The sequence below is a fragment of the Acidocella sp. C78 genome, assembly GCF_907164655.1.
On sequence record NZ_CAJQZK010000032.1, the window covers coordinates 16,919 to 36,916 of the forward strand.

A 19,998-nucleotide genomic window follows, 5' to 3' on the forward strand; every position below is an offset into this window, starting at 1 on the left:
GGAACGGCAGCATCGGTAGCAACCGCTGCCGCCTGTCGGCGGGCGTAAGGGTGTGAAAATGAGTGACGAACCGGCTCAGGGGCCAGATGATCGGAGCGATTTCGATCAGCGCCTTGCCGCCGCGCGCAGCCGTGCCGGGCTCGACAAGCCCGCCAATGGCGCCGCGCAGCAGGACAAGGGTCCCAATCCGTTCAGCGTCGCAACACGGCTGGGCGCCGAGATGGTGGCGTCACTGGTCGTGGCGGTTGCGATCGGCTATGGACTGGATCGGCTTTTTCATTCAGCACCCTGGTTCATGATTGGCTTCGTGCCCATTGGCGCGGCTGCGGGGCTTCGAAACGTGTTCCGGGCCATGGGGCCAGGCGACAAGGACTGACCGGAGGATACGGATGGCGCAAGAATCGGGGATCAACGCTCTGGGGCAGTTCCAGCTGACCACCGGATTCGGTGCGTTCGGCAAGGCGATCGAATTCACAAATTCGAACCAGATGATGCTGCTCGCCGCCGTGATCGTCACCTCGCTCTTCGTGATCGCCCTGCGCCAGCGCGCGCTGGTTCCCGGCCGCATGCAGGGGCTTGCCGAGATCAGCTATGAATTCGTTCACAACATGGTGCTGGACACGATCGGCGAGGAAGGCAAACGCTTCTTTCCCTTCATCTTCACCCTGTTCGCATTCATCTTGATCGGCAACATCCTCGGCCTGTTCCCGTATTTCTTTGCCTTCACCAGCCACATCGCGATCACCGGCGCTCTGGCGCTGTTCGTCTTCGCCCTCTCGACGCTGGTGGGGTTCTGGTATCACGGCATCGGCTTCCTGAAGTTCTTTTCGCCGCCGGGCGTCCCGGGCTGGCTGTTGCCGCTGCTGATCCCGATCGAAATCGTCTCCTTCCTCTCCCGCCCGATTTCGCTTTCGGTCCGACTGTTCGCGAACATCACCGCTGGACACGTGATGTGGGAAGTGTTCGCCGGCTTCATGCTGATGCTGGTCTCGGGTCTCGGCGCCGTCGGCGTTGTCGCTGCGATCATCCCGCTCGGCCTCAACATCGCACTCACCGCGCTCGAATTTCTGGTCGCGTTCCTGCAGGCTTACGTGTTCGCGATCCTGACCTGCCTTTACCTGCACGATGCGATCCATATGCATTGATCGCGTCGCGTATCCCTTCACCTCCACCGGCCTGACCGGCCTCAGCTACCGCTCGAACTGAAAGGAACCCTAGTTATGGCCATTGACACCCTTCTGCTTGCTCGCGACGTCGGTGCGGGTCTGGCGACCATCGGCGTTGCCGGCGCGGGCGTCGGTATCGGCAACCTGTTCGGCGCTTTTGTCGGTGCGGTCGGCCGCAACCCGGCGGCGCGCGACAAGATGTTCCGCGACGTTCTGCTCGGCTTCGCGCTGACCGAAGCTGTTGCCCTCTACGCGCTGGTCATCGCGCTCATCATCCTGTTCGCCTGAACCACCGGCAGGGACACTTCACGCGATGCGCCGAACCACCATACTGCTCGCCGCCACCACCCTGGGCCTGACGCCGGCTATAGCCGTTGCTGAAGGCAAGATGCCACAGATGGATTTTGCCAATCCGCTGACCGGCGCGCAGGTCGTGTGGATGGCGGTCATCATGGTCGCGCTGTACTTCATTCTGGCGCGCTGGGCCCTGCCCAGGATCGGCGGCGTGATCGAGAACCGCCACAACCGCATTGCAAGCGACCTTGAAACCGCCCGCCGCGCTAAGGCGGAGGCCGAACATGCCGTCCGGGAACTCAATCTCGCGATTCAGAATGCGCGGGAATCGAGCCAGGGTGCAATCGCCGAAGCGGTGAATGCCGCCAAGGAACGCGCCCGGGCACAATCCTCGACGCTGAACGAGCGGCTCGATGCGCAGATTTCCGCAGCCGAAACCGAAATCGAGGCAGCGCGCCGCGCCGCGGTGAACGCTTTGGGCCCAATCGCCCGCGATGTGGCGTCCAGCCTGTTGCACCGCCTGACGGGTGAGGCTGTGGAGCCTGGCCGGGTCGATCAGGCGATCGCGGCACTTTCAACCCAGGGGTGAGCGACCATGGAATATGAAGCCCTTACCGGTACGCTTTGGGACAAGGGAACTTTCTGGGTCACCGTTGCGGTCCTGATTTTCCTCTTCTTCTTCGGCAAGAAAATCGTCGGCGCGATCACCACGATGCTCGATCAGAGAAGCTCCGAAATTCAGCGTGAGCTTGACGAGGCCTCGCGTCTGCGAGCTGAAGCCGAAGCAATGCTGAAGGATGCCGAAACCCGTCGCGAGGCGGCGCTCGCCCAAGCGAAGGACATGCTCGCCATGGCCGGTCGCGAGGCGGAACGTCTTGCCGCCGACTTGCAGGCTGAAGCAGAAGCGTCCGCCCGCCGTCGTGAACAGATGGCCAGGGAGCGGATCGCGGCGGCCGAATCGGCAGCTGTTGCAGAAGTTCGTGAAGCCGCCGCATCACTCGCCGCCCTTGCGGCGGAACGGGTCCTCAAGGAAACCATCGATGCGGCCCACGATCAGGGCCTGATCGATCAGGCGATCAGCGGTCTGCCCGCAGCGCTGAGACAGAAAGCCGCCTGAGGCTAAATGGAAGCTGCCCTCACGGGCAGCTTCCGGCTCCGGGCATGGCGCAAACCGCCGCCGGTTGATATACCCGGTCGCGTGCGGCACCCTTCATTTCCTTTTCGCCGCCGAGATACGAGGTTTACCCATGGCGCGTCGCCGGCAACTCTACGAAGGCAAGGCAAAAATTCTGTTCGAAGGGCCGGAACCCGGTACTCTCGTGCAGTATTTCAAGGACGACGCCACCGCGTTCAACGCGCAGAAGAAAGGCGTGATCACCGGCAAGGGTGTGTTGAACAATCGCATCAGCGAGTTTCTGATGCAGCGGCTCGGCGAGATTGGCATTCCAACCCATTTCGTCCGCCGGCTCAACATGCGGGAACAACTCGTGCGCGAGGTTGAGATCATCCCGATCGAGGTGGTTATCCGCAATGTTGCCGCCGGCAGCATGAGCACCCGGCTGGGCATCCCCGAGGGCACGCGGCTTCCCCGGTCGATCATCGAGTATTACTACAAGAACGATGCGTTGAACGATCCGATGGTGTCGGAGGACCATATCACCGCATTCGGGTGGGCCAGCACGCAGGATATGGACGACATCGTCCATCTCAGCCTGCGCATCAACGATTTTCTTACAGGCCTGTTCCTTGGGGTCGGTATCGTACTGGTCGATTTCAAGATCGAATTTGGCCGGCTTTGGGAGAACGAGGATATGCGAATCGTTCTCGCTGATGAAATCAGCCCTGATAACTGCCGGCTCTGGGACGCCAAGACCAACGAAAAGATGGACAAGGACCGTTTCCGCCGCGACCTCGGCCGGGTCGAGGAAGCGTATCAGGAGGTCGCAAAGCGGCTCGGCATACTGCCCGAGGCCGGAACCCGCGACATGAAGGGCCCGGAGACGATGCAATGAAGGTTGTGGTCGCTGTGAAGCTGAAATCCGGCGTGCTGGATCCCCAGGGCAAGGCCATTGGCCACGCTCTTGAGGGGCTGGGGTATGATGGCGTCACCGATGTCCGTGTCGGCAAGCTGATCGAGCTCGACATTGCCGAGACAGACCGCGAAAAAGCTCGGTCCGCCGCCGAATCAATGGCGAAGCGCCTGCTTGCCAATACCGTCGTCGAAAGCTTCGAGATTTCCGTTCCCTGACGAACGGGCGTTGCGGCCCCGATCATTTGCGCCCATCTCCGGAGCAGATGAATGGTGAGATGACAGACGCCGGCGGCTCCGGTGGCCGCCTCGCAGGGCGCCGTGATGATTAGCGTGTTTTCACTGATCATGCGGCAGCCGCGGTTGCTTGGGCACCGCTGGTATCGGCGCCTGCGGATGGATCTTTGGTTTCCGCATGTTCCACTCGCGCTCGCGGTGGGCGTTGCGGGTGCACTCGCGATCCTGCCCACGATCCAGAAATTCGCCGCGGAATACCTGCATCTCGACCTCGCCAATCTGGTCAGTGCCATTCACCCGATATCGGGGAACATCCCAGGCCTGATCCTCAACGGCGTTCCGACCGTTGTCGTCGGCGTACTGCAGCTTCTGATCGCCCTGGGGTTGCTGGGCCGCTCGCGCATCGCCTGGCTCTCGGCCATCGGGATCACGCTTGCCCAGCTTCTGCTGACCGTCCATGTCCAGTCGGCCGCCCGGCTCGACGGCGAATCCATCTACATCCTCGCCCTGCTGGCTTCGCTCCTGCTTGCGCGCAATCACTTCTCCCGCTCGTCACTTGCCGCCGGCACGCTGTTCGCGGTGGCCTCGGTCCTTGTCTTGATGGTGTATGGCGTGCTCGGGTCACTGCTCCTCGGCGCAGGCTTCAGCCCGCCGATCACCAACCTGCCCTCGGCGCTTTATTTCGTTATCGTTACAATGTCGACCGTGGGCTATGGCGATATCCTGCCCAAGAGCGAGAACGCGCGGCTTTTCGTTGTCTCGCTCATCGTGCTTGGCCTGACGGTTTTCGCGACCGCGCTGACAGCCGTGATAGGCCCGGTTCTCCAGAATCGTATCAACCGGACGATCGGTCCCCGGAGACAGAAGATGAAACGCGTGAACCACTTCATCATTTCCGGCCATGGCGTCCTTGCCCGGAATACAGCCCGCGAACTGCGCAATCGTGGTGAATCGGTGATCGTCATTACGGAATTCGAGGATGCGAGTTTCGGCGATGCCGAGACGGTGATCGGCGATCCAACCGACCTCGATACGCTCCGCAAGGCTGGCGGTGAGCATGCGCGAGCGATTCTCGCCCTTTCGGATGACGACTCGGAGAATGCCTTTGTTGTTCTTGCGGTCCGGGAACTTGGCACGGATGCCAAGAAGGTTGCCGCAGTCAGCACACGAAAAAACCTCGAGCGCGTCCGGCGGGTTCACCCCGACATGGTTCTCGCCGCGCCGGTATTCGGCAGCGAAGTGCTGGCAATGGCACTGACGGAAGAGAAGATCGATGGGGACTGGCTTCTCAGCCAGTTCCTCGATGTCCGCCCCCATGAGGAAAATGCCTGATTTTCCAGACTTTTGACGAAAGGATCAGGAAATCTCCGACTGCCATATCCGCACGGCGGGCCGCCCGGTCGTCGCGGCGGTCAACCGGGCCTGCTCGAGACCAGAGCGGGCGTTGGCGAGAACCGCCGCCGGATCATCGCCCGAACGCGACCATCGGGACGCGATCCCGATGGCAACATGGCGCCCGGTTCCAGCAAGCATCGCATCAAGCCGTGCAACGATACGGTCTCCCCGTTCGGCAGCCACCAGATGATCCACTCCATCGCACCAGGCGGCAAGGCGGGTCGGGCCGATCCGCCCGATCAGATCGCTCGGGCGCAACATATCGCGCAGGGTTTCGGCGGATTCGCGAATCACGGCCGACGATGCTTCAGATCCTTGTGTTCCGCTCGATCTGACCCAGCCTATGGCGAACATGGTGCCAACACGCTCTTCGATGTCGAGCCGATCAAATCGGCGGTCCGCCTGCGCAAGGAAGCTTGGCAGCGGCCACAATCCGGTTTCCGGATCGAGCGCATTCCGCTTCTTGGAAGCACCGGCCGCAAGCAAGCGAATGACAAGACGCCGCAGATGCGGCCCGATCGCGGTCAGCAGATCGGTTTCCGAGGCGGTGAACCGCCTGTCTCCACGGCTGCGCCAAGCCACCAGCGAAGCCGCAAGCGAACGCCCGGCGGTTGCATTCTCCAGATCGACCGGAATGGTGAGAATTTCGCCGCCGTTACAGTCGGTCAGGCCAATGCCGTACGGATAATCGGCGAGAATTGTTTCGCCCCCGTGCTGCACCGCCGCCGGACGCACCACGAAACACATGCCGGAGTCAGGAAATTCAGCCGCCAGCAGGGCGCAGGCGGCGGGGCCCGCCGTACTCGGGTCAGGCAGTCCTGCCAGACTCTCGATCATGCGTGCCATGCGGTCGAGACGTTCCGAATTTTCTCGACCGTCACGGGCGCCGTCGGATGCTTCCATGGAAAAGCCTGCCTTATCCGTCATCAACAGGCTTTTCGCAGGATCGGGTAAATAACGTATTACCGCCCGATTGACAGGCAGGACCCGCCTCCGCATGGTCTCGCCGGAACAAATACGGAAAGGTTACCGATGGATCACACACCTCTCGCTGCGACGATTACCGCTGCCTGGGATCGCCGGGATCAACTTGATCCAGCATACCAGGGACCAGTGCGCGAGGCGGTGAACCAGGCCCTCACCCTGTTGGACGATGGCGTATTACGGGTGGCGGAACCCGGCCCGGATGGCTGGACCGTGCATCAATGGGTCAAGCAGGCCATTCTCATGTCGTTCCGCCTGTTGCCGAACCGGACCATGGCTGGCGCCGGCGGCGCGCCGGTATTCGACAAGGTGCCGATGAAATTCGGCGACTGGGACGATGCCCGCTTCGCGGCCGCGGGCATTCGGGCCGTGCCGGGAGCCGTTGTACGACACTCGGCCCATGTCGGGCGGAATACGGTCCTGATGCCGAGCTTCGTCAATGTCGGCGCCCGTGTTGGCGAGGATACGATGATCGATACATGGGCGACGGTGGGCTCATGCGCGCAGGTCGGCCGCAACTGCCACATCAGCGGCGGCGTCGGAATCGGCGGGGTGCTTGAGCCGCTGCAGGCCAATCCGGTGATCATCGAGGATGATTGCTTCATCGGCGCGCGGTCGGAAGTCGCTGAGGGCGTGATCGTGGAGCGCGGCGCCGTACTCTCGATGGGGGTGTTTCTCGGCGCCTCGACCAAGATCGTCGATCGCGCGACCGGTGAAATCTTCTACGGCCGGGTGCCGGCCTACTCGGTTGTCGTGCCCGGCGCACTGCCCGGCAAGCCGCTGCCCGACGGCAGCCTTGGGCCGTCGCTCGCCTGCGCCGTGATCGTGAAGCGGGTCGATGCCCAGACCCGCTCGAAAACCGCGATCAACGAGCTGCTGCGGGCGTGACAGGAACGGACCCCGTTGCGATAGCGCAGCTTTTGCTGCGTCACCGCTCGGTCACGCCGGCGGATGACGGCGCTCAGGCCACACTCGCAGGCCTGCTTGAGCCGCTCGGCTTCAAGATCGAGAGGCTGCAATGCGGCGAGGTGTCCAACCTTGTCGCCCGACGCGGAACCGGCAGCCCGCACTTCGCCTTTGCCGGTCACACCGATGTCGTTCCCCCTGGCGAGGGCTGGCGCCACCCGCCATTCGGCGGCATCATCGAGGACGGTCTGCTTTATGGCCGCGGCGCCGTCGACATGAAGGGCGCGATCGCAGCCTTCATCGCCGCACTGGCATCCCGCCCGGAATCGCAGGCGGGAACCGTTTCCCTGCTGATCACTGGCGATGAGGAAGGCGAAGCCCTCGATGGGACCCGGCGCATTCTCGAACATCTGGCCGACAAGCGGGCCCTCCCGGAATTCTGCCTCGTCGGCGAGCCGACCTGCCGCGCCACGCTTGGCGATACGATCAAGATCGGCCGGCGCGGATCGATTTCGGCCCGCATCACTGTCCCCGGCGTCCAGGGCCATGTCGCCTATCCCCATCTCGCGGACAATCCCCTCCACCGGCTGATCCCTGCACTCGAAGCGCTTCGCACGCGTCAACTCGATGCCGGCACGCTTTGGTTCGAGCCATCCTCGCTGCAAATCACCAGCGTCGATACCGGAAATGGGGCGGGCAATGTGATTCCGGCCAGCGCATCGGCGCGGCTGAACATCCGGTTCAACGACCAACACAAGGGCTCCGACCTCGCCGCATGGATACGCGCCACGACCCTGGCCTGCGCACCCGGCGCAAAATGCGAGACCAGCATCAGCGGCGAGGCATTCCTGACCCAACCTGGCAAGGAGATCGACCTGATCAGCGATGCCATCGCCACGGTCACCAGGGTCACACCAAAACTGGATACCGGCGGCGGCACGTCGGACGCCCGGTTCATCGCGTCCTGTTGCCCTGTCGCCGAATTCGGCCTGGTCGGAACCTCGATGCACCGGGTCGATGAGGCGGTTCCGATCGGCGAGTTGAGACATTTGTCCGAAATCTATGCCCAAATCCTGGATCGTGTGTTCGCATGAACGGTGAGGATCGTTTTGCCGGTGCGTTTTTCAGCACCCTGCGCGGGATCTTCCGAGTGGCCCTCGGCAGGGTCGATGCGCTGCGCGAGTTCGGGAACACACCCTCCGCATTCTCCGCGTCGATCGCACCGCAGATCGCCTTTCCGATGGTTGGCGCCTCCCTCCTGGCTTTGCGCGGCGACTGGGTCTACGCGGCGGGGCTCATGCTGTCCCGCTTGTGCGGTGTCCTGGTTCAACCCGTCATCATCGAACGGGCAGCGCACTGGCTTGGGCGGCGCGACCGATGGTTGAATACCGCCACGGCGCTGAACTGGTCGATCTGGATTGTCTTCGTTCTCATTCCTTTAGGAATGTTCGCCAACGACGTGCTGCTTGCGCTCGGCGCCGGGCAGGTCGGCGCGCTCAGCCTCTCGGCCGGGCTGATCGCCTTCTACATGCTTTGGTTGCAGGGATTCATTCTGCGGGCCGGGCTGTCAACCAGCTGGTGGAAGGCTCTCGGGCTGCTGTTCGTCGTCAATCTGAGCACGGCAGCGCTTTATGCCGTGCCGTATGTTTTCCATCCCGGCCTGCTCAGCCTGACTCTGCGTCCCGCTTCAGGCTGAGCGCGCGCGCGTAGACCAACTTGCGCGGCAATTCCAGTTCCCGGGCGACGGCGGAAACCGCATCCTTGATCGACATGGCCGCCAATGCCGTTTCGAGCGCCTCGTCCAGCGCCTCCGCCGACGCGTTCGTCCGGGTCGCGGGGCCGATCACCAGAGTGATCTCGCCGCGCGGGGCTGTCGTCGCGTAATGCCCGGCAAGCGCGGAAAGCGCGCCTCGCCTGGTCTCCTCGAAGCGCTTGGTCAACTCCCGCCCCACCGCAGCAGGCCGGTCTCCGAGGATGGCAAGACAATCATCAAGACACGCCGCCAACCGATGGGGCGCTTCGTAAAATACCAGTGTCGCGGCGAGCCCGACCTGCTCGGCGGCGACGATTCGCTGCAAGGCGCTGCGGCGAGCGGCCGAGCGTGGCGGCAGAAATCCGCCGAAGAGAAAGGGATGCGGCGGCAGACCGGACAGCGCGAGCGCCATGATGGCCGCATTCGGCCCTGGCACGGCGCTGACAACGAGCCCTTCGTCAATCGCCGCGCGCACCAGCCGGTAACCGGGATCGGCGATGAGAGGCGCTCCCGCATCGCTCACCAGGGCGAGCCGCTGTCCCTCGCGCATCATGCCGATCAACGCAGGAGTCCGCGCCTGTTCGTTATGGTCATGGAATGATTGTAATTTTGTTAAGATTTGATATTGAGCCAGCAGGGTCGCGCTAACACGCGTATCTTCGCATAAGATCATGTCTGCTTCGCGCAGCGCGCTGACCGCGCGCGGCGACAAATCGCCCAGGTTGCCGATTGGCGTGGAAACCAGCACAAGGTCGGGTTGCCGACGAGAGGCCGTTTCGGATGCAAGTGGAGAAGTCTCGGATGTCACGAACGACATTAACGCCTGTGGCTCTGGTTTTGGCAACCTTGGCGGCACTCGCGCTTGCGGGATGCAGCACCGCGCCACGTTCCGCCGCCAGTGGCGGCGCCGTTCCGTCGGCGCCCCTCGCGGCGCGCGCCACACGAACTCATGGCCCGGTGGCATTGCTCGTGCCGCTGACCGGACCCTATGGGGGAATCGGACATTCGATCGAGCAGGCCGTCAAACTCGCATTTTCAGCGCCTGGCGCGCCGAGGCTGGATGTCGAAAACACCGGCGGCACGGCAACGGGCGCCGCCAGTGCCGCGCAGAACGCCATCGGCAAGGGGGCCGGCCTCATCCTCGGTCCGCTTACAATGGTTGAAACGCGCGCGGTCACGCCCATCGCCCAGTCAGCGGGCGTGAATGTCCTCGCCTTCACCAACGACGACAGCATGGCGCGCCCCGGCGTATGGCCGCTGGGCATCTCGCCGGACCAGCAGGTGGGTAGAGTCGTCTCCTACGCCATCGAGAGCGGCCGTACCCGTACCGCCGCGATTCTTCCCGATGACCAGTTCGGCCGGCTCATGGCCACCGCCCTGCGCCGTACCACAACCCGCCTCGGCGCGCCGCCACCGCGAATCGGATACTACTCCTCGTCATTCTCAAGCCTGAACGCAACAACCCGGAACATCTCGCAATTCGACAGCCGGGGTGCGGGGCTGATGGCGCGGATTCGTGCCGCGCGAGATCAGGACAGCGCCGCAGGACGCCGCCTCGCTGCCAAGCTGCGGAGCGAACCGGTTCCCCCGCCGCCCTTCGATTCGCTGCTGCTCGGCGCGACGGGCGAAGACCTCGCGGAGCTGCAAACCTTCCTCCCGTATTACGAGGCAGGCCCGCCGCAGGTGCAGCTGATGGGTCCCGCGCTCTGGTCCAGCCGGGCCAAGGCGATGGCCACGCATGAGGTCCTGCGGGGCGCCATCTACGCGGCGCCCGATCCTGCGGCAGGCCTGCCATTTGACCAGAAGTTCCAGGCAACCTATGCCGGCGCGATGCCGCCATCGATCGACAAGGTTGCCTTCGACGCCGCCGCGATCAGCGTGCTCGCCGCGCATGAGGGCGGATTCAAGACCACCGTGCTGACGGAGTCCCGCGGGTTCTCGGGCACCGACGGCCCGCTCCGATTGCTACCGAACGGTCATGTGGAACGCGGGCTCGCAGTGTTCCGGATCGAACCGGACGGGCCGAAAGTGGTTTCGCCCGCACCCCAGACATTGCCGTCGCCGGCACCATCGCCGAACACATGACCTGACCGGATGCGCCGACCGATCGCAACGATAGCGGCCTGGCTCGGCGGTCCGCCAGCCATCGTCCTGTCTGGGCTGATCCTTGCCCGCGCGATCCCTCTCTGGGAGGGGATCGGCTGGCTTGCCGGCTGCGCGGCCTGGTCGGTGGCAGCGGGCATGGTTCTGGCGCGCGATCTGCGGCGCTTCAGTGCAGCGCTCACCGCGTCGTCATCGCCCGCGGCGTTGCAGCTCGTAACGCCGGGGCTGACCAACCTCGCCCAGCGCATCATTCAGACCATCGCGACCGAACGCGAAACCCGCGAGGCCGCCGCGACCAACGCGAATTACAGCCAGTCTCTTCTCAACCGCCTGCCGGACGCGCTGTTCCAGCTCGATGGTCTGCCAGGATCGCGGCGGATCGTCTGGAGAAACCCCGCCGCGGTCAGGATCTACGGCGCCGAGGAATCGGCACTTCTGCGCCATCCGCAGCTGCGCGCCGCCCTCGCGGAAGCGGAGCTGGCCGATCAGCCGGTGCGGACCACCCTCTCGCTCGCCACACCGGTCACCCGGGATCTGGATGCCACGGTGATCCGCAGCGGCGATCTCGGCCGCGCGGCGCCCGTCTATATCCTGCTGACCGACCGCACCCGCGAACGCGAACTGAACCAGATGCGCGCCGATTTCGTTGCCAATGCAAGCCACGAATTGCGCACACCGCTGACCAGCCTGATCGGCTTCATCGAAACCCTGCGCGGCCCGGCCCGCGGCGACATCGAGGCCGTGCCGCGCTTCCTTGCGATCATGGCCGAACAGGCCGAACGCATGCAGAGAATCATTGCCGATCTGCTCAGCCTGTCGCGAATCGAGATGTCGGAGCATCAGCCCCCTTCCGAGCAGATCGATATCGGGCCCGTGATCCGCCAGGTCGCAAGCTTCATGGATCCGATCCTTGCGAAGGCCTCGACCAGGCTGACCCTGGATATCGCCGAAAGTCTTCCCGTGGTGCATGGCGATTCCGGCCAGCTCACCCAGGTCATCGGCAATCTTGTCGACAACGCCGTCAAATACAGCGCGCTGAAGCACGGCGGCTCGGGCGGCACCATCACGGTATCCGTGCATGCGACGCCGGATGCCGACTTTCCCCAACCCGGCATTCTGCTTGAGGTGATCGATGACGGCCCTGGAATCGCCCGCGAACACCTGCCAAGGCTGACGGAGCGCTTCTATCGGGCGGACAAGGGACGCGCGCGCGCCGTCGGTGGCACCGGGCTTGGCCTCGCCATCGTCAAGCATGTGGTCATGCGGCACCGCGGTCGGCTGGTGATCGACAGTGTCGAGGGAGCCGGCACGACATGCCGCGTATGGCTGCCCGCGGCAGCACCCGCAGTTCCGGCCGCACGACGCTCTGCCTGATCTGCGATGCCGGCGGTTTCATCGGTTTCACGGTTCGGCTAAACCGCGAAACGCGGCACTGGCCTCGCCCGGATGCCCAGCCTTGCGTCCATGGCCATGGTCAGGACACAAAGACCCGTTGGCCATCCCGGTCGACAATGCACCAATGACGTTCAGAAAGATCGACCTGACAGCACGATGGTCATCCCGCTTCGCCTTGCCGCCCTGAGTGTCGTCGTTAGCCTGCTCTCGCTTGGGCTTAAGGTGACGGCGTGGCGTGTCAGCCACTCCGCGGCGCTCTATTCCGACGCTCTGGAATCCCTCGTGAACGTCTTTGCCGCCGTGATGGTGATGGTGGCGCTCAAGGCGGCCGCCAAGCCCGCCGACCGGGAACACCCCTACGGCCACGCGAAGGCCGAACTGCTGAGTGCCGTCGCCGAGGGCGGCATGATCCTCTTCGCCGCCGTGCTCATCATCGAGCGCGCCGCAAGCACGATATTCGCGCCGCACCTGCCTTCGGCGCCTGAACTGGGTCTCGGTCTGAACGCGGCGGGCGGCCTGGTGAATGCCCTCTGGGCGCTGGCTCTCGGCCGGTCCGGCGTAACCCGGAAGTTTCCGGCGCTGGCGGCCGACCAGGCCCACCTCATGGCCGATGCCATCACCACAATCGGGATCATCGCGGGCCTGTCCATTGCCATGCTCACCGACCTGCCGATCATCGATCCGCTGATCGCCATGGCCGTCGCGGCGCAGATCGCGTTCATGGGCGGGCGGACAGTGCTCCGCGCCCTCAGCGCGCTGCTCGACCGGGCACCGCCGCCAGAGATGGTGAAACGAATCCATCGGCTGGTCGCCACCCACGCCGCCGGCGCGATCGAGGCGCACGACATGCGGGTCCGTGAAGCCGGGCAGTCGCGCTTCCTCGAATTCCACCTTGTCGTGCCGGGGACCATGACGGTCGCCGAATCCCACACCATATGCGATCGGATCGAGGGGGCCTTGAAGCGGGAGATGGCGGGCGTGATCATCACGATCCATGTCGAACCCGACCACAAGGCCAAGAACGAAGGAATATTGGTGAAATGAGACCTGCAAGATGGTGAAGCTGGATACGATCGTCACCCGCGGCGGCGATGGCGGCGAAACGTCCCTTGCCGACGGGTCGCGCGTTGCCAAGAGCCACACCCGCATCGCCGTGTTCGGCGCGCTGGATGAAACCAACGCCGCCGTCGGCCTGCTCCGCGTGATCTGCGCGCAGTCTCCCGAGATCGACCGGGACCTCGCCGCGATCCAGAACGACCTGTTCGATATCGGCGCCGACCTCGCCGCACCCTCCGATCCCGCCCGTCCGTCGAGGCTGACCAGCGCCTATGTCGCACGGCTCGACGCTGCCGCCGCCGCGTGGAATGCGGATCTTGCCCCGCTGACCAGCTTCATCCTGCCGGGCGGAACCGAAGCGGCGGCCCGCGCGCACATCGCCCGCACCATTGCCCGCCGGGCCGAACGCGAGCTGGTCCGCCTTGCCGGCGAGGCGGAAATTTCAGAAATACCGATCCCCTATCTGAACCGCCTGTCCGACGCGATGTTCATCCTGGCCCGCCGGCTCAACGATGAAGGCCGCGCCGACACGCTCTGGCAACCCGGCGGCGCCTGAGCGCAGGGTCGCCAGAGCAGTTTCCGATCCATCCGGATCGGATGCGGTGCTGTATGGTATTGATAAACACAGCATCTTTATCCGATCAGACGGAACCATCTGATCGGATGATGCTCGCGCCGGGATCAGAGAAGATGGAAGCTCGAAACCTTGGTGCCGTTCAGGGTCAGGTCCGTGAGAACCTGATTGCCGCCCTGTAGCGTTACCTCGAAAATATAGCCGATCGTCGACCCGACCCGCTGCGTCGTCAGGTATTTGACGGCAAAAGGCTGGGATAGCGGGATCTTCGCGTCGATGGCGGCCGCCTGGGCCGGGAATTTCTTGCTGCCGACATGCGCCCGAAACGTCGGCGTCGTCGGCGCCACGAAGGATTTGTAGTCGGAATGGCCGATGGCCGAGAGCATCTGGGTCATGTCCCGCGTCGCCAGTTGCACCTGCGCGGGCTGGGCCCGCGCCACCGCACATTGCGCCGCCATCGCGGCCAACAGCAATCCGGCCGCTACAATCGAAAACTTCATCACGCGTCCCTTCCCTGTGCGTTTTCCACCCCATTATGAACGGAATGCCCGCGTCCTCAAAGGGCCGACCACCTTCCCGGGCCGACCAAATTGCGTCCACACTGTCGCCTGCACCCTGACCGACCGAAGGAGACGGATCAATGACCGACGCTTTCCGTGGCCGCCGCGCCCTCGTCACCGGCGCTTCCAGCGGCATCGGCGCCGATCTTGCCCGCCAGCTCGCCCAGCGCGGCGCCGACCTCGTGCTCACCGCGCGGCGGCAGGACCGGCTCGAGGCTCTGGCCGCCGAATGCCGCCTGTTCGGCGTCACCGCCGAAACCGCCACCGCCGACCTTGCCGATGAAGCAGCCCGCCTCGCCCTGGCCGAGCGCTTCCCGACCATCGACCTTCTGGTGAACAATGCCGGGCTCGGCGTCTTCGGCCCCTTCGCCGAGGCCGAATGGGCGCGGACCGAGGCCATGCTCGCGGTGAACATCACCGCCCTCACGCATCTCACCCGGCTGTTCGCCGCCCCCATGGCGGCGCGTGGGTGGGGCCGGATCATGATGGTGGCTTCGACCGCCGCCTTCCAGCCGGTGCCGCTCTACGCCGCCTATGCCGCGACCAAATCCTACGTCCTCTCGCTCGGCGAATCGCTGAATGTCGAGCTGTCAGGGCGCGGCGTGCGCACCACCGTGCTTTGCCCCGGCGTCACCGAAACCGAATTCTTCGACGCCGCCGGGCAGACCCGCTCCGCCTTCACCAGGCGCAGCGCGATGACCAGCGCCGAGGTCGCGCGGATCGGCGTCGCCGCATTGCTCGCCGGGCGCTCCAGCGTCGTGGCCGGGCGGAGCAACGCGGCGATGGCCTTCGGCACCCGCTTCGCGCCGCGCGGCCTCGCCGCCCGCCTCGCCTTCCGGATGATGAAGCCGTGAGCGGTAGCGCCGACCCGATCCATGCCGAGCTGATCGCCGTCGTCGTCGCCGTCACCGACGCAACACCGCGCGTCCTCACCCTGCTCGACGGCAGCGCCCTGCCCGCCGGCCCGCTCGAATCGGCCCATCGCTCTCTGCAGGCCGGGCTGCGCGACCGGGTGGAACGCCAAACCGGTCATCCGCTCGGCCATGTCGAACAGCTCTACACCTTCGCCGATGCCGGCCGCAGCCGCGCCGGGCGCAGCATCTCGATCTCCTACCTCGCCCTCAGCAGCGAAACACGGGCGCGGCTCGGCGGCCAGGTCTCCTGGCAGGACTGGTACCGCTACTTTCCCTGGGAAGACCGCCGCACCACGCACGATACCCCGGCGCGGATCGAACCCGGCCTGCGAAGCTGGGCGGGCGCGGAGCCGACGCGGCGCGCCCGCATCGCCCGCTGCTTCGGACTCGACGGCGCGCCCTGGCAGGAGGAGCTGGCGCTCGACCGTTACGAACTGCTCTACGAGGCCGGGCTGGTGCGCGAGGCCGCGCGCGACGGCCGGCCGGCGCATGGCGATTTCGCCCCGGGTGACACGCTCGCCGCCGATCACCGCCGCATCCTCGCTACCGCGATCAGCCGGCTACGCGCCCGGCTACGCGCCCGGCCCGCCGTTTTCGAGCTGATGCCGGAGCGATTTTCCCTGCTCGATCTGCAACGCTGCATTGAAGCAATCGGCGGCCAGCCCGTGCACAAGCAGAATTTCCGGCGCCTGATCGAAAGCCAGAACCTGCTGGAAGAAACCGGAGATTTCGCCAACGGCCCCGGCCGCCCGGCCAAGCTGTTCCGCTTCCGCAGCGCCATCCGCGACGAACGGGCCATGACCGGCAGCCGCCCGCCGCTCGCCCGGCCTTGACCCTATTATACTCACATCCACTATAAAGATAATCGATACGGCTAAATTTCGGCCGTAAAACTGCTTATGATATGCTCATATCGAGCATAAGGATGTGGCCATGACCCTCGCCGTCGCCTCCGTTCCCGCATCGCTCGCAGCACATGTGCCGCCCGCCGAATGGGCGCTGATGCAGGAGGACATCGCGGCGATCCGCGACCTCAAGCAGGCGCGCGACGCGATCATCCTCGCCCATAACTACCAGACGCCCGACATCTATCATGGCGTCGCCGACATCATGGGCGACAGCCTCGCCCTCGCCCGCGAGGCGATGTCGGCGCGCGCTTCGGTGATCGTCGTCGCCGGCGTGCATTTCATGGCCGAGACGGCGAAGCTGCTGAACCCGGACAAGACGGTTCTGATCCCCGATTCCCGCGCCGGCTGCTCTCTCGCCGAAAGCATCACCGCCGCCGATGTCCGCAGCCTGCGCGCCCGCCATCCGGGCCTGCCGGTGATCGCCTATGTCAACACCTCCGCCGCGGTGAAGGCCGAGGTGGATTACTGCTGCACCTCGGCCAATGCCCGCGAGGTAGTCGAGCACGCCGCCCGCGCCGCCGGGACCGACGCGGTGATCATGCTGCCGGACCGCTTCCTCGCCGCCAACACTGCGCGCGAGACCGCCATCCGCATCATCGCCTGGGACGGCGCCTGCGAGGTGCACGAGCGCTTCACCGCCGCCGACATCGCGCAGGTGCGCCGGCAACATGACGGGGTCGCCGTCCTCGCCCATCCGGAATGCCCGGAGGAAGTGGTCGCCGCCGCCGATTTCGCCGGGTCCACCGCCGCGATCGCCGACTATATCGCGCGTCACCGCCCCGCCCGCGCCGCGCTGATCACCGAGTGCTCGATGGCCGACAACATCGCCGCCGCCAGCCCGGGAACCACCTTCGTCAAGCCCTGCAATCTCTGCCCGCACATGAAGCGGATCACGCTCGCCGGCATTCGCCGGGCGCTGGAGACCATGACCGAACCGGTGACGATCGACCCCGCCCTCGCCGCCCCGGCCCGCGCGGCGGTCGAGCGGATGCTCGCGATCTGATGAACGCGGATGCTCGCGATACCTTGATGCGAATGCTCGCGATCCCATGAACGCCCCGATCATCATCGGCGCCGGCCTCGCCGGCCTTGCCGCCGCCCTGGCCGCCGCGCCGCGCCCGGTGCGGCTGCTTACCGCCGGCACGCTCGATGCCGGCGCCGCCAGCCTCTGGGCCCAGGGCGGCATCGCCGCGGCGATCGGCGCCGACGATTCGATCGACCTGCACATCGCCGACACGCTCGCCGCCGGCGACGGGCTGTGCGACGCCGCCGCGGTCTCCCGCATCATCACCAGGGGGCCGCTCGTGATCGATGCCCTGCGCGCCCATGGCGTGCGCTTCGATGCCGGGCTGGGCCTCGAAGCCGCCCATGCGCGGCGCCGGATCAGCCATGTGAAGGATGCCACCGGCCACGCCGTGACCACCGCCCTCGCCGCCGCCGTGCGCGCCGCCCCGCATGTCACGATCATCGAACACGCCCGCGCCGTGGCGCTCGATGTCGTGGAGAACCGGGTGCGCGGCCTCTGGGCCGAGACCGCAGGCGGCATGGTCCATCTCCCCGCCGCCGCCGTGCTGATCGCGACCGGCGGCGTGGGCGCGCTGTGGCGGCACAGCAGCACCCCGCCGGGCGCCGACGGCTCCGGCCTCGCCCTCGCCGCGCGCGCCGGCGCCGTGCTGCGCGACATCGAATTCGTCCAGTTTCACCCGACCGGCCTCGATTCCGGCGCCACGCCGATGCCGCTGATCTCCGAGGCGGTGCGCGGCGAGGGCGCCATCCTGACCGACGAGACCGGCCAGCGCTTCACCGACGAACTCGCCCCGCGCGACGAAGTCGCCCGCGCCATTGTCCGGCATCTCGCCGCGGGCCATCGCGTCACGCTCGATGCCACACATCTCGGCGCCGGCTTCGCGACCCGCTTCCCGACGATCGACGCCGCCTGCCGCGCCGCCGGGCTCGATCCCGCGCGCCAGCCGATCCCGGTGCGCCCGGTCGCGCATTACCACATGGGCGGCATCGCCGTGGACGCACGGGGCCGGACGAGCGTGGACGGGCTTTACGCCGCCGGCGAGGCCGCCTGCACCGGGCTGCACGGCGCGAACCGCCTGGCCAGCAACTCGCTGCTCGAAGCCTTCGTCACCGGCGCCGATGCCGGAACCGCGCTCGCCGGCGAACCCGATGCCACCGCGACAACCGCGCCCGCCGCCCCACCGCACCGCGCGGCGCCGCCGGCGCTGGTGCGCGACCTCGTCAGCCGTCATCTCGGCGTGCTGCGCGATGCCGCCGGCCTGTCGCACCTGATCGAGCGCCTCGCCCCGCTGGCGCCGGCGCACGATGCCGCGCTGATCGGCCTGATGATCGGCGTCGCGGCACTCGACCGCGCCGAAAGCCGTGGCGCCCATGCGCGGACCGACGCGCCCTGCAGCACCGCGCAGCCGCGCCATGCCAATCTCACCCAGGCGGCCGCCCTCGCCCGCGCCGCCGCCCTCGCGCAAAGGCCCCACGCCGCATGACCCCGTTGCCCCGCATCATGATCGAACCCGCAGTGCGCGCCGCCCTGCTTGAGGATCTCGGCCGCGCCGGCGACATCACCGCCGAGGCGGTGATCCCGGACGACACGCGCGCCGCCGTCGCCTTCGTCGCCCGCGAGCCGGGGACGATCGCGGGACTCGGCTGCGCCGCCATCGCCTTCGACCTGCTCGATCCGTCGCTCGGGCTCGACATCGTTATCCCCGATGGCGGTACCGTCGCGCCCGGCGACGTGATCGCGCGGATCGAGGGAAAGGCGCGCGCCATTCTGTCGGCCGAGCGCACGGCGCTGAACTTTCTCGGCCAGCTTTCCGGCGTTGCCACCGCCACCGCCGGCATCGCCGCCGCCATCGCCCATACCCGGGCGCGGATCACCTGCACGCGCAAGACCATCCCCGGCCTGCGGGCCTTGCAGAAATACGCGGTGCGCTGCGGCGCGGCGCCAATCACCGCTTCGGCCTCGACGACGCGGTGCTGATCAAGGACAACCACATCGCCATCGCCGGCGGGGCCGGCCTCGCGGTGCGCCGCGCCCGCGCCGCGGTGGGCCATCTGGTGAAGATCGAATGCGAGGTCGACCGGCTCGACCAACTCGCGGAAGCACTCGAAGCCGGGGCCGATGCGGTGCTGCTCGACAACATGGACCCCGACACGCTGCGCCGCGCCGTCGCGATGGCGCAAGGCCGCGCGATCACCGAGGCCTCCGGCCGGATTACCCCGGAGAGCGCCGCCGCCATCGCCGAAACCGGGGTCGACCTGATTTCGGCCGGGTGGCTCACCCACAGCGCGCGGGTGCTGGATATCGGGCTCGATTTCATGACATAAACGCGCATGAACCGCGCCCCCTTCACCATCGCCATTCTGCTCGGAATCGCCGGGCTGATCCCCTTTCTCGGCGGCCTCGCCGTCATCATCACCGATCCCACGCGCGCCCCCGCTCGCGACCACGGTGATGATCGATTACGGCGCCTGCATCCTCGCCTTCTCGGCGCGGTGCACTGGGGCTTCGCGCTGGAGCCAGGCGGCATCGTGCCCGAGGCGCGGCTGAACAACCAGCGCCTCCTGTTCGGCGTGCTGCCGGCGCTGGTCGGCTGGGGTCGCACTGCTCGCTCTTTCGCTGGCGCAGGCCCCGCGCCTCGCCATCGCGATCCTGATCGCCGGCTTCTTCGCCACCATCGTGGCCGAGACGGTCGGCCGC

Annotated in this window: 23 protein-coding genes and 1 pseudogene; 21 read left to right on the forward strand and 3 right to left on the reverse strand. The window is 66.2% G+C overall.

Annotated features, from left to right (window positions below; all coding sequences use genetic code 11):
- Positions 1-58: 58 nt before the first annotated feature.
- From ACIDOCELLA78_RS000000111080 to kch, 8 genes are all read left to right on the forward strand, one after another.
- Positions 59-376, forward strand: a complete 318-nt coding sequence (locus ACIDOCELLA78_RS000000111080) for an AtpZ/AtpI family protein (protein ID WP_201729610.1) — start codon at positions 59-61, stop codon at positions 374-376.
- Positions 377-389: 13 nt separating this feature from the next.
- Positions 390-1,145 carry a F0F1 ATP synthase subunit A gene (locus tag ACIDOCELLA78_RS000000111085; RefSeq protein WP_201729611.1) on the forward strand — a complete coding sequence of 252 codons (756 nt, stop codon included), beginning with the start codon at positions 390-392 and terminating at the stop codon, positions 1,143-1,145.
- A gap of 75 nt (positions 1,146-1,220) precedes the next feature.
- Entirely contained in the window at positions 1,221-1,454 is a 234-nt protein-coding gene (locus tag ACIDOCELLA78_RS000000111090) for an ATP synthase subunit C (RefSeq protein ID WP_007422333.1), read from the forward strand.
- 25 nt (positions 1,455-1,479) lie between these two features.
- Positions 1,480-2,049 carry a F0F1 ATP synthase subunit B gene (locus ACIDOCELLA78_RS000000111095; protein ID WP_201729612.1) on the forward strand — a complete coding sequence of 190 codons (570 nt, stop codon included), beginning with the start codon at positions 1,480-1,482 and terminating at the stop codon, positions 2,047-2,049.
- Positions 2,050-2,055: 6 nt separating this feature from the next.
- On the forward strand, positions 2,056-2,577 hold the full coding sequence (gene atpF, locus ACIDOCELLA78_RS000000111100) for a F0F1 ATP synthase subunit B (RefSeq protein WP_201729613.1): 522 nt from the start codon (positions 2,056-2,058) through the stop codon (positions 2,575-2,577).
- A gap of 130 nt (positions 2,578-2,707) precedes the next feature.
- The gene (gene purC / locus ACIDOCELLA78_RS000000111105) at positions 2,708-3,472 is read left to right on the forward strand and encodes a phosphoribosylaminoimidazolesuccinocarboxamide synthase (RefSeq protein WP_201729614.1); all 765 of its coding nucleotides are present in this window, start codon (positions 2,708-2,710) and stop codon (positions 3,470-3,472) included.
- Entirely contained in the window at positions 3,469-3,708 is a 240-nt protein-coding gene (gene purS / locus ACIDOCELLA78_RS000000111110) for a phosphoribosylformylglycinamidine synthase subunit PurS (protein ID WP_201729615.1), read from the forward strand. The genes purC and purS overlap by 4 nt, the downstream gene beginning before the upstream one ends.
- A gap of 81 nt (positions 3,709-3,789) precedes the next feature.
- A complete protein-coding gene (gene kch, locus ACIDOCELLA78_RS000000111115; protein ID WP_249676594.1) occupies positions 3,790-5,058 on the forward strand; it encodes a voltage-gated potassium channel protein in 1,269 nt (422 codons plus the stop codon).
- A 24-nt stretch (positions 5,059-5,082) separates the two neighbouring features.
- On the opposite strand, the gene ACIDOCELLA78_RS000000111120 is transcribed toward kch, so the two are convergent.
- Positions 5,083-6,024: a diguanylate cyclase domain-containing protein gene (locus ACIDOCELLA78_RS000000111120; RefSeq protein WP_249676623.1), complete on the reverse strand. Its 942-nt coding sequence runs from the start codon at positions 6,022-6,024 to the stop codon at positions 5,083-5,085.
- Positions 6,025-6,153: 129 nt separating this feature from the next.
- On the opposite strand from ACIDOCELLA78_RS000000111120, the gene dapD reads away from it, so the two are divergent.
- Genes dapD through ACIDOCELLA78_RS000000111135 form a run of 3 tightly spaced genes read left to right on the forward strand, consistent with a single transcriptional unit; the run spans position 6,154 to position 8,707 of the window.
- On the forward strand, positions 6,154-6,993 hold the full coding sequence (gene dapD, locus ACIDOCELLA78_RS000000111125) for a 2,3,4,5-tetrahydropyridine-2,6-dicarboxylate N-succinyltransferase (protein ID WP_201729617.1): 840 nt from the start codon (positions 6,154-6,156) through the stop codon (positions 6,991-6,993).
- Positions 6,990-8,105 (forward strand): succinyl-diaminopimelate desuccinylase, encoded by a 1,116-nt coding sequence (gene dapE / locus ACIDOCELLA78_RS000000111130; protein WP_201729618.1) that lies wholly within the window; start codon positions 6,990-6,992, stop codon positions 8,103-8,105. Before dapD ends, dapE begins: the two co-directional genes overlap by 4 nt.
- Positions 8,102-8,707, forward strand: coding sequence for a hypothetical protein (locus tag ACIDOCELLA78_RS000000111135; protein ID WP_201729619.1), 606 nt, complete (start codon positions 8,102-8,104; stop codon positions 8,705-8,707). Before dapE ends, ACIDOCELLA78_RS000000111135 begins: the two co-directional genes overlap by 4 nt.
- On the opposite strand, the gene rsmI is transcribed toward ACIDOCELLA78_RS000000111135, so the two are convergent.
- Positions 8,676-9,581, reverse strand: a complete 906-nt coding sequence (gene rsmI, locus ACIDOCELLA78_RS000000111140; RefSeq protein WP_201729620.1) for a 16S rRNA (cytidine(1402)-2'-O)-methyltransferase — start codon at positions 9,579-9,581, stop codon at positions 8,676-8,678. The two genes, ACIDOCELLA78_RS000000111135 and rsmI, sit on opposite strands and share 32 nt — an antisense overlap.
- Positions 9,582-9,610: 29 nt before the next feature.
- Here rsmI and ACIDOCELLA78_RS000000111145 point away from each other — a divergent pair, with 29 nt between their 5' ends.
- The 4 genes from ACIDOCELLA78_RS000000111145 to ACIDOCELLA78_RS000000111160 all read left to right on the forward strand — a co-directional run bounded on the left by ACIDOCELLA78_RS000000111145 (position 9,611) and on the right by ACIDOCELLA78_RS000000111160 (position 13,874).
- Entirely contained in the window at positions 9,611-10,849 is a 1,239-nt protein-coding gene (locus ACIDOCELLA78_RS000000111145) for a penicillin-binding protein activator (RefSeq protein ID WP_249676626.1), read from the forward strand.
- 9 nt (positions 10,850-10,858) lie between these two features.
- Positions 10,859-12,241, forward strand: a complete 1,383-nt coding sequence (locus ACIDOCELLA78_RS000000111150; protein ID WP_201729622.1) for a cell wall metabolism sensor histidine kinase WalK — start codon at positions 10,859-10,861, stop codon at positions 12,239-12,241.
- Positions 12,242-12,418: 177 nt separating this feature from the next.
- On the forward strand, positions 12,419-13,306 hold the full coding sequence (locus tag ACIDOCELLA78_RS000000111155; protein WP_201729623.1) for a cation diffusion facilitator family transporter: 888 nt from the start codon (positions 12,419-12,421) through the stop codon (positions 13,304-13,306).
- A gap of 10 nt (positions 13,307-13,316) precedes the next feature.
- Positions 13,317-13,874 carry a cob(I)yrinic acid a,c-diamide adenosyltransferase gene (locus ACIDOCELLA78_RS000000111160; protein ID WP_201729624.1) on the forward strand — a complete coding sequence of 186 codons (558 nt, stop codon included), beginning with the start codon at positions 13,317-13,319 and terminating at the stop codon, positions 13,872-13,874.
- A gap of 125 nt (positions 13,875-13,999) precedes the next feature.
- Here ACIDOCELLA78_RS000000111160 and ACIDOCELLA78_RS000000111165 read toward each other — a convergent pair whose 3' ends face one another.
- Complete coding sequence (locus tag ACIDOCELLA78_RS000000111165) at positions 14,000-14,392, reverse strand: hypothetical protein (protein WP_201729625.1); 393 nt, start codon at positions 14,390-14,392, stop codon at positions 14,000-14,002.
- A 140-nt stretch (positions 14,393-14,532) separates the two neighbouring features.
- On the opposite strand from ACIDOCELLA78_RS000000111165, the gene ACIDOCELLA78_RS000000111170 reads away from it, so the two are divergent.
- The 6 genes and pseudogenes from ACIDOCELLA78_RS000000111170 to ACIDOCELLA78_RS000000111195 form a co-directional block, all read left to right on the forward strand.
- On the forward strand, positions 14,533-15,306 hold the full coding sequence (locus ACIDOCELLA78_RS000000111170) for an SDR family oxidoreductase (protein ID WP_201729626.1): 774 nt from the start codon (positions 14,533-14,535) through the stop codon (positions 15,304-15,306).
- Positions 15,303-16,199, forward strand: a complete 897-nt coding sequence (locus tag ACIDOCELLA78_RS000000111175; protein ID WP_201729627.1) for an NrtR DNA-binding winged helix domain-containing protein — start codon at positions 15,303-15,305, stop codon at positions 16,197-16,199. The genes ACIDOCELLA78_RS000000111170 and ACIDOCELLA78_RS000000111175 overlap by 4 nt, the downstream gene beginning before the upstream one ends.
- A 100-nt stretch (positions 16,200-16,299) precedes the next feature.
- Positions 16,300-17,277 carry a quinolinate synthase NadA gene (gene nadA / locus ACIDOCELLA78_RS000000111180; RefSeq protein ID WP_201729628.1) on the forward strand — a complete coding sequence of 326 codons (978 nt, stop codon included), beginning with the start codon at positions 16,300-16,302 and terminating at the stop codon, positions 17,275-17,277.
- Between the two features lie 46 nt (positions 17,278-17,323).
- Positions 17,324-18,784 carry an L-aspartate oxidase gene (locus tag ACIDOCELLA78_RS000000111185; RefSeq protein ID WP_201729629.1) on the forward strand — a complete coding sequence of 487 codons (1,461 nt, stop codon included), beginning with the start codon at positions 17,324-17,326 and terminating at the stop codon, positions 18,782-18,784.
- Positions 18,781-19,625, forward strand: a pseudogene (gene nadC, locus ACIDOCELLA78_RS000000111190) (carboxylating nicotinate-nucleotide diphosphorylase). The gene ACIDOCELLA78_RS000000111185 and the pseudogene nadC overlap by 4 nt, the downstream one beginning before the upstream one ends.
- 6 nt (positions 19,626-19,631) lie before the next feature.
- Positions 19,632-19,998 (forward strand): DUF3429 domain-containing protein (locus ACIDOCELLA78_RS000000111195; RefSeq protein WP_249676628.1); only part of this gene is annotated, 367 nt, incomplete at its 3' end.